An 8,069-nucleotide genomic window follows, 5' to 3' on the forward strand; every position below is an offset into this window, starting at 1 on the left:
CAGCACGAGCACGCCCCAGGGCGCGGCCCACGTGATGTTGAAGACCAGGATGATGAGCACCAGCATGCGCACCGGCGGATTGCGCCACAGCCAGCGGATGCCCTCGGCGATGTCGGTGTGCACCGGCGGGTGCGTGTCGGTCTCGCGCGGCGGGACGGGCGTCTTCGCCATACGCGAGATGAGCACGACCGCGAAGCTCACGCACACGACCTCGAGCAGGAACGGCCAGGCGGTGCCCGCGGCGAACAGGAAGGCGCCCAGCGGCGGGCCGGCGAACTGGTTCGCGACGAGGTACCCGGCCTGCAGGCGGGCGTTGCCGATGCCGAGGTCGGCGGGCTTCACCAGCATCGGCAGCAGCGTGCTGCCCGCCGTGTCGACGAAGACCTCGGCGGTGCCGTAGAGGAAGGCGACGGCGAGCACGATCCAGATGTTCGCGACGCCCGTCACGAGGAACACGCACAGGGCGAGGAGGACCACGGCTCGCGCGGCATTGGCGAACATGACCAGGCGGCGGCGGTCGAAGCGGTCGGCGATCGCTCCCGCATGCAGGCCGAACAGCAGCCACGGGAGGAACTGCAGGATCGCGCCGGATGCCACCAGGATCGGCGACGACGTCATCGACGCGATCAGCAGGGGAGCGGCCGCGAGGGCCACGCCGTCGCCGATGTTGCTGGTCCACGACGAGGCGAGGAGCCAGCGGAAATCGCGGCCCATGCGGCGGGGGGCGACGAGTTCACCGAGGGAGGGCACCAGAGAAGACTACTGACGGCAGGGGACATCGGCGGGGGTCACCGGGAGAGTGGGGGAGAATGGCAGGATGACCGTCACCCTGCTCGGCGCCACCGAGATCCGCCGACTCGCCGCCGAGCTCGACGTCACCCCGACCAAGAAGCTCGGCCAGAACTTCGTCACCGACGCGAACACCGTGCGCAAGATCGTGCAGGCCGCCCGCGTGCAGCCGCACGAGCGCGTGGTCGAGGTCGGTCCAGGGCTGGGTTCCCTGACCCTCGCGATCCTCGAGACCGGGGCATCCGTCACGGCCGTCGAGATCGACCACCGCCTCGCGGCCCGGCTGGCACAGACCGCCGCCGAACACGGCGTGGAGCCCGACCGGCTCACGGTCGTCGATGCGGATGCGCTGCGCATCACCGAGCTGCCGGGCGAGCCCACGGTGCTCGTCGCCAACCTGCCCTACAACGTCTCGGTGCCCGTGCTGCTGCACTTCCTCGAGAACTTCGCGTACCTGCAGCGCGGGGTGGTGATGGTGCAGGCCGAGGTCGCCGAGCGGCTCGCCGCGAAGCCGGGGTCGAAGATCTACGGCTCGCCCAGCGTCAAGGCCGCCTGGTACGGCGAGTGGAAGCTCTCCGGGAACGTCTCACGTCAGGTGTTCTGGCCGGTGCCGAACGTCGACAGCCTGCTCGTCGGCTTCGACCGGTCCGAGGGGGAGCGCGGCACCGAGGAGGAGCGCCGCCGCACGTTCAAGATCGTGGATGCCGCCTTCAACCAGCGCCGCAAGATGCTCCGCCAGGCGCTGTCGGGGATCTTCGGCAGCTCGGCGGCAGCATCCGAGGTGCTGATCGCCGCCGGCGTCGCTCCCACGGCCCGCGGCGAAGACCTCACGGTCGAGGACTACCAGCGCATCGCGCAGCATGCACCAGGGACTAATCTGGCACCGTGACCGACTCCCCCCGCTTCCGTCCCGATGTCCCCGAGCTGCACCGTCCGTACGCGGCGGACGAGAGCCGCTACCAGCAGTTCGCCTACCGCCAGGTCGGCACGTCCGGTCTGTATCTGCCCCCGATCTCGCTCGGGCTGTGGTGGAACTTCGGCGACAACATCCCGCTCGACAACCAGCGCGCGCTGCTGCGCCACGCGTTCGACCGCGGCATCACGCACTTCGACCTGGCGAACAACTACGGCCCGCCCTACGGCTCGGCCGAGAAGAACTTCGGACGCATCTTCGCCGAAGACCTCCGCCCGTACCGCGACGAGCTGATCATCTCGTCGAAGGCCGGCTGGGACATGTGGCCCGGCCCCTACGGCGACTTCGCGAGCCGCAAGTACATCCTCGCGAGCGCCGAGCAGTCGCTGACCCGCATGGGCCTCGACTACGTCGACATCTTCTACTCCCACCGCGTCGATCCCGTCACCCCGATCGCCGAGACCGTCGGCGCGCTCGACACGCTCGTGCGCCAGGGCAAGGCCCTCTACGTCGGCATCTCCTCCTACAGCGCCGAGCGCACGGCCGAGGCCGTCGCCGTCGCCAAGGACCTCGGCACGCCCTTGGTCATCCACCAGCCCGCATACTCGATCCTGAACCGCTGGGTCGAAGACGGCCTGACCGACACCCTCGAGCAGTCGGGCCTGGGCGCGATCGCCTTCACCCCGCTCGCACAGGGGCTGCTCACCGACAAGTACCTCGGCGACGGCACGGCCGAGCGGGCGCAGAAGCGCGGCTCGCTGCCGGACGGTCGGCTCACGGATGAAGCCGTGCAGACGCTGCGGTCGCTGAACGAGGTGGCGCAGAGCCGTGGACAGTCGCTCGCGCAACTGGCGCTGCAGTGGACGCTGCGCAACCCGATCGTCGCCTCCGCGCTGATCGGCGCGTCGCGCCCGGAGCAGCTCGACGAGAACATCGCCGCCGTCAACGGTCCGACTTTCACCGCGGAGGAGTTGGCCCGCATCGACGAGCTCGCCGGGGCGATCGACGTGAACCTGTGGGCGAAGTCCTCGGAGCTGTGATCCGATCATGAGCCACGCCGCGTCCACCGACTCCGTGCACGTGCGCGCCCCGGGGAAGATCAACGTCTACCTCGGGGTCGGCGGGCGGCACGACGACGGCTATCACGCGCTGGCGACGGTCTTCCAAGCGGTCTCGCTGTATGAAGACGTGATCGCGCGCCCGGCCGACGACTTCTCGGTCACGGTCGCCGGCGTGGAGGACATCGGCTCGGTCCCGCTCGACGACCGCAATCTGGCGATGCGCGCCGCCAAGCTGCTCGCGCTCGCCGTCGACCACCCGGGCGGCGTCGCCCTCGAGATCCGCAAGAGCGTTCCCGTGGCCGGCGGCATGGGCGGAGGGTCGGCGGATGCCGCTGCCGCTCTGGTCGCCTGCGACGCACTGTGGGGGACGGGCCTCTCCCAGGCCCGGCTGCACGACCTCGCCGCCCGTCTCGGCGCCGATGTGCCGTTCGCGCTGCACGGCGGCACGGCGGTCGGCACCGGTCGCGGCGATCAGCTCAATCCGGCGCTCGCGCGCGGACGCTTCGACTGGATCCTGGTGCCGAGCGACGAGGGGCTCTCGACGCCGGTGGTCTACGAACGCCTCGACATCCTGCGCGAGGAGGAGGGCGCCCTCGCCGACGACCCGCCGCTGTCTCTCGACGTGCCGATCCCGGTGCTGCAGGCGCTGCGCTCGGGAGACCCCGCCCAGCTCGCCGAGACCCTTTTCAACGACCTGCAGGCCGCCGCGCTGTTCGAGCGTCCCGACCTCGCCGACACCATCCGGCAGGGTGTCGCGGCCGGTGCGCTGCAGGGGATCGTGTCGGGTTCAGGGCCCACCGTGGCTATGCTCTGTCCCGACCCCGAGACGGCGCAGGACGTGCAGACCTCCCTGCGCGAGACCGGCCTCGACCCGCTCCACGTGCACGGCCCCGTCCCGGGCGCGCGCATCATCGGCTGACACCCGATTCCCGCGCCTCACTCCGCCTGCAGCAGCGCGCTCACCCGGTAGGGGATGACCTCGCGGAGGAACAGGCTCGTCGAGGTGCGGAGGATGCCGGGGCAGAGGCGTACGACCTCGGCCACGCGGTAGAGGTCGTCGGGGTCCTTGGCCACGACGCGCAGCAGCAGGTCGGTGTCGCCCGCGGGGGCGAAGCACTCCAGGACCTCGGGAACCCGGCTGAGCGCGTCGATCGCGGCGGTGATCAGATGCTGATCGAGCTCGACGAGGATGGAGGCCGCGACGCCGCGTCCCAGAGCCTGCGGAAGGATGCGCGCGCTGTGGGCGCGCAGATACCCGCCGGATTCGAGCCGGTCGAGCCGGGCGTGCACGGTGCCGCGGGCGAGGCCCAGGTCCTGGGCGATCAGAGCCACCGGTCGGCGCGGGTCGCGGTCGAGCACCGTGAGGATCCTCCGGTCGGTCTCGTCGAGATTGGCCATTTCGATCACCGTCGCCTTCGTTGACTCCCCCATATTGATCGGATCGATCAATCAGAATCCACTCTATGGTCTGAATGACCGTCATGTGGTGTGATGACTGTCAGATACGCAGGATGCCGGCCACGAGCGGGCATCACGCGCACTCGACGGAAGGCCACGAGCCGCACACGCCGGGTGTCGACGGCGACCGGCCACGAGCCTCAGCCGTCGATCAGACCTCCATCGCGGGGGATGAGGAGCCGCAGCTGCACCATGGCCGAGAACCGTGCGTCCGGATCGGTCAGATCGAGTCCGCTGATCTCCGACAGCCGGCGCAGCCGATACCGGAACGTGTTGGGGTGCGTGTACACGCGGGCCGCAGCCACCGCCACATCTCCGAACGCGTCGAGCCAGGCCCGCAGCGTCTCCACCAGATGCGTGCCCTTCTCCCGGTCCTGCGCCAGGAGCCGCGCGACGGGGCCGGTGGGCTGGTCGCCCCGGGAGCGGACGAGATCTCCGAGCTCGACCAGCAGGGCTTCCATCTGCACGGCCGTGAACCGGGCGACGGGCTCGCGCGAAGGCGTCTGACGCACCACTCGGAGGGCGCGGTCGGCGTTGGCGCGCGACGCGGGGATGCCCGCCGCGTCCTCCGCGACGGTGCCGACGCCGATGCGGATCTCACTGGTGGCCCCGAGCCGCCCGAGGAAGTCGGTCGCGACGCGGGCCGCGCGGCTGTCGGCATCGCGGTGCTCCGCCCCGGTCTCCGCATCACCCTGTTCCGGGCGGATGCCGACGACCGCGTACACGACGTTGCCGATCACGGCGACGGCCGAGCGGAGGTAGACGGCGCCCAGGTGCACGGCGAAGGCATCGGCGATGCGCTGTCGCTCGGCCACCCCGCGGGCGCCGGCGGAGGGTTCGTCGTCGCTCTCCTCCGCTGCCGACAGCGCCAGCACGACGCATCGATGATCGCTGAGACGCAGCCGGGCGGTGGCATCCGCGGCCCCCGGACCGCCTTCGAGGATCGTGGCGAGCAGGTCGGCCCGCAGCCGGCGCTCGACATCGGCACCGGCCCGCAGCCGCAGCATGTGCAGGGCCACCAGGCCGGCGGAGTCCTTCAGCGCGCGCACACGATCGGGGGACAGAGGCTCCTGGACCGCGGCCCAGATCGAGCCGAGGATCTCGTCGCCCGCGCGCACCGCGAGCGCCACGCGCGGGAACGAGGGGAGTCCTTCGGTGTTGTTCACGGGGCCGACGTCGATCGGGTCCACGCTGCGGTAGAGCTCCTGGAAGACGCCGCGCTCCTCCAGCTGCCGTGCGAACCGTTCGGGCACCTGCCGTCCGAGCACGGTCTCGATGCGGGCGGGGTCGGCTTCGTGCTGGCGGCCCGAGAAGGCGACGACGCGGGAATTGCGATCCTCGATCGTCACGGGGGCGTTCAGCAGGGTCGCGATGGCGTTGGCGAGGGCGAACAGGTCACCGGAGGGCATCCCGCCGAGTGTCGTGGCTCCCTGATCGCCCACGGCGCCCTCGGCGATCAGGGACCGCAGCATCGCCGCCAGCTGCGCCCACGACGCGCCGCGGGTCAGTGCGAGCACGGGGATGCCGGTCGCCTCGGATGCTTCGCGCACCGGCTGCTCCGAACGCACGGGCGCACGCAGGACCAGGGCGGAGGCCTGCTGTGTGGCGAGGACCCGGAGGAGCTCCGCGATCTCGTCCGGATCGCTCAGGCCGACGCCGAGGACGAGCGCGCGGCGCATCGGCATCGCGTCGTCGAGGACGTCGTGGATGACGACCGTCTCGATCTCGGTGTCATCGTCGACCGCACCGCTCACCACCTCGAGCAGGGTGTTGCCGAGGTCTTCGATGACCCGGCCGAGGCTGGCGCGGGGCTTTGTCGTCACGGACATGAGCACAGGGCCCAGGCTAGGGGGCGACCTCCGGTCGCGGAGCTGTGGGGCACGACGAAATCGTATCGACAGTTGGTCGATCTCGACAGGCTCGTCGTGCCCCGTCGCATCAGCTCAGAAGGTGATCCACTCCGTGCGCACCGTCACGGCATCCAGCGCATCGGCATCCGGCGTCACGCCGATGCCCGGTCCGGTCGGGACCGTCAGCGTGCCGTCCTCCACGACGAACGGCTCGGTGATGTCGCGGGAGTAGTAGCGACCGGAGCCCGAGGTGTCGCCGGGGAGGGTGAAGCCCGGGAGAGCCGCGAGAGCGACGTTCGCCGCCCGGCCGATCCCGGTCTCCAGCATCCCGCCGCACCACACCGGGATGTCGTTCGCCACGCACACGTCGTGGATGCGACGGGCCTCGAGGTAGCCGCCGACGCGGCCGGGCTTGATGTTCACGATCGAGCAGGCACCCAGCGCGATGGCGTCGGCGGCAGCACGGGCCGAGACGATCGACTCGTCGAGACAGACGGGCGTGGTGATGGCCTTCGCGAGCTGCGCGTGCCCGAGCAGATCCTCCTCGTCGAGGGGCTGCTCGATCAGGAGCAGGTCGAACGGGTCGAGCTTGGCGAGGTGCCGGGCGTCGCCCCGGTGGTAGGCGGTGTTCGCGTCGACCTGCAGCAGCACGTCGTCGCCGAACCGCTCGCGCACGGCACGGACGGGATCGATGTCCCACCCCGGCTCGATCTTGAGCTTGATGCGCACGTAGCCCTCGTCGAGGTAGCCGTCGACGGCGTCGAGGAGCTCGGGGATCGAGTCCATGATGCCGACGGAGACGCCGCAGTCGACCCGGTCGCGCACGGCGCCCAGCTCGCGCGACAGCGGCACGCCCGTGGCCCGCAGCTCGGCGTCGAGGATCGCCAGTTCGACGGCGGCCTTCGACATCCGGTGCCCCTTGAACTTCGCGAGAGCCGGAGCGACGCCGCCCGCATGCAGGTCCTTCACCGGCGCGAGCGCCGGCAGCAGGAAGCGGGTGATCACGTCGACGCTCGCCTCGACGTACTCGGAGGAGTACAGCGGGTCGTTCATCGCGACGCCCTCGCCCCAGCCCTCGGCCTCGTCGGTGACGGCCCGCACGATCAGCGCCTCGCGCACGGTCTGCACCCCGAACGACGTGCGGAACGGTGACACCAGCGGCATCTCGATCACACGCAGCTCGAATCCGGTGAGCTTCATCCCTGTTCTCCTCTGTCGATGGTGTACGCGCCGGAGCGATCGAACGAGAGCACGCGCCCTCCGCCCTCCAGCGCAGATCCGAGCGTCTCCCGCAGCGCCAGGCGCCACGCGGTCGCGCGGGCGGGCTCGGAGAGGCGCAGCGTCTCGATGTCGCGCGGCAGCGCCACGCGGACGAGCCGGGCGTCGGTGCGATGCCGGAGCGGCCCGAGGTCTTCGCCCACGCTGAGCAGTGGCTCGGCGTCGGCGACGTCTCCCGAGCCGGACGGCTCCCCGTGACAGGCGGCGACGACGCGCGGGTCGCGCACGTACCAGGTCACCAGCATCCGGTCGGTGTCATCGGCGCCGTTGAGCGCATCGGCCATGTGCCCGTAGAAGTTGCGGTGGTACGACGTCGGCGTCGCGGCGAGCTTCACGAGATTGAAGTGGGCGTTGCGGCTGATCAGCGGATCGAACGTCCAGGAGATCTCGTCGAGGCCCTCCTCGAGCGCCCAGGCGCGCTGATGCACCTTGAGCGCGAAGCCGACGCTGCGACCGCGCATCCGTGCCGAGACCCCGGCGATGTGGCTGTGCAGGGCGCGCTGATCCGGGGCCGCGAAGAAGCCGAAGCAGGCGCCGACGAGCTCGTCGTGCTCGAACGCGCCGCCCACGTAGCTGCCGGCCTTCGACAGTGCGCGCAGCGTCTCGACGTTGACCGGCGAGGTCTCGCCCTGCTTGGTCCAGATGCTCTGGAACAGCTCCGCCACCCGGGCGAAGTCCCCCACATCCTCGAGCAGCCGGATCTCCACCCCCGCCCTCGCC

Annotated in this window: 8 protein-coding genes; 3 read left to right on the plus strand and 5 right to left on the minus strand. The window is 70.7% G+C overall.

Annotated features, from left to right (window positions below; genetic code table 11):
• On the minus strand, window positions 1-750 hold a 750-nt coding region (locus ACNPM4_RS20485; protein ID WP_448986992.1), incomplete at its 3' end, for an MFS transporter.
• A 67-nt stretch (window positions 751-817) separates the two neighbouring features.
• Here ACNPM4_RS20485 and rsmA point away from each other — a divergent pair.
• The 3 genes from rsmA to ACNPM4_RS20500 are packed head-to-tail and all read left to right on the plus strand — an operon-like array spanning window position 818 to window position 3,682.
• Complete coding sequence (gene rsmA / locus ACNPM4_RS20490) at window positions 818-1,678, plus strand: 16S rRNA (adenine(1518)-N(6)/adenine(1519)-N(6))-dimethyltransferase RsmA (protein WP_448986993.1); 861 nt, start codon at window positions 818-820, stop codon at window positions 1,676-1,678.
• Window positions 1,675-2,742 carry an L-glyceraldehyde 3-phosphate reductase gene (gene mgrA, locus ACNPM4_RS20495; protein WP_448986994.1) on the plus strand — a complete coding sequence of 356 codons (1,068 nt, stop codon included), beginning with the start codon at window positions 1,675-1,677 and terminating at the stop codon, window positions 2,740-2,742. Before rsmA ends, mgrA begins: the two co-directional genes overlap by 4 nt.
• A 7-nt stretch (window positions 2,743-2,749) precedes the next feature.
• Complete coding sequence (locus ACNPM4_RS20500) at window positions 2,750-3,682, plus strand: 4-(cytidine 5'-diphospho)-2-C-methyl-D-erythritol kinase (RefSeq protein WP_448986995.1); 933 nt, start codon at window positions 2,750-2,752, stop codon at window positions 3,680-3,682.
• A 17-nt stretch (window positions 3,683-3,699) separates the two neighbouring features.
• On the opposite strand, the gene ACNPM4_RS20505 is transcribed toward ACNPM4_RS20500, so the two are convergent.
• The 4 genes from ACNPM4_RS20505 to ACNPM4_RS20520 all read right to left on the minus strand — a co-directional run.
• Complete coding sequence (locus ACNPM4_RS20505; protein ID WP_448986996.1) at window positions 3,700-4,161, minus strand: Lrp/AsnC family transcriptional regulator; 462 nt, start codon at window positions 4,159-4,161, stop codon at window positions 3,700-3,702.
• A 200-nt stretch (window positions 4,162-4,361) separates the two neighbouring features.
• A complete protein-coding gene (locus ACNPM4_RS20510) occupies window positions 4,362-6,050 on the minus strand; it encodes a PucR family transcriptional regulator (RefSeq protein ID WP_448986997.1) in 1,689 nt (562 codons plus the stop codon).
• 114 nt (window positions 6,051-6,164) lie between these two features.
• On the minus strand, window positions 6,165-7,271 hold the full coding sequence (gene menC / locus ACNPM4_RS20515) for an o-succinylbenzoate synthase (protein WP_372469362.1): 1,107 nt from the start codon (window positions 7,269-7,271) through the stop codon (window positions 6,165-6,167).
• The coding region (locus tag ACNPM4_RS20520) for a GNAT family N-acetyltransferase (protein ID WP_448986998.1) at window positions 7,268-8,069 on the minus strand (802 nt) is incomplete at its 5' end. The genes menC and ACNPM4_RS20520, both read right to left, overlap by 4 nt.

This window comes from Microbacterium umsixpiens, assembly GCF_053543675.1.

Bases quoted from the DNA above. Each gene is read 5' to 3' on its own strand.
- rsmA (WP_448986993.1), top strand. From the start codon at position 818: ATGACCGTCACCCTGCTCGGCGCCACCGAGATCCGCCGACTCGCCGCC.
- ACNPM4_RS20500 (WP_448986995.1), top strand. From the start codon at position 2,750: ATGAGCCACGCCGCGTCCACCGACTCCGTGCACGTGCGCGCCCCGGGG.
- ACNPM4_RS20505 (WP_448986996.1), bottom strand. From the start codon at position 4,161: ATGGCCAATCTCGACGAGACCGACCGGAGGATCCTCACGGTGCTCGAC.
- ACNPM4_RS20510 (WP_448986997.1), bottom strand. From the start codon at position 6,050: ATGTCCGTGACGACAAAGCCCCGCGCCAGCCTCGGCCGGGTCATCGAA.
- menC (WP_372469362.1), bottom strand. From the start codon at position 7,271: ATGAAGCTCACCGGATTCGAGCTGCGTGTGATCGAGATGCCGCTGGTG.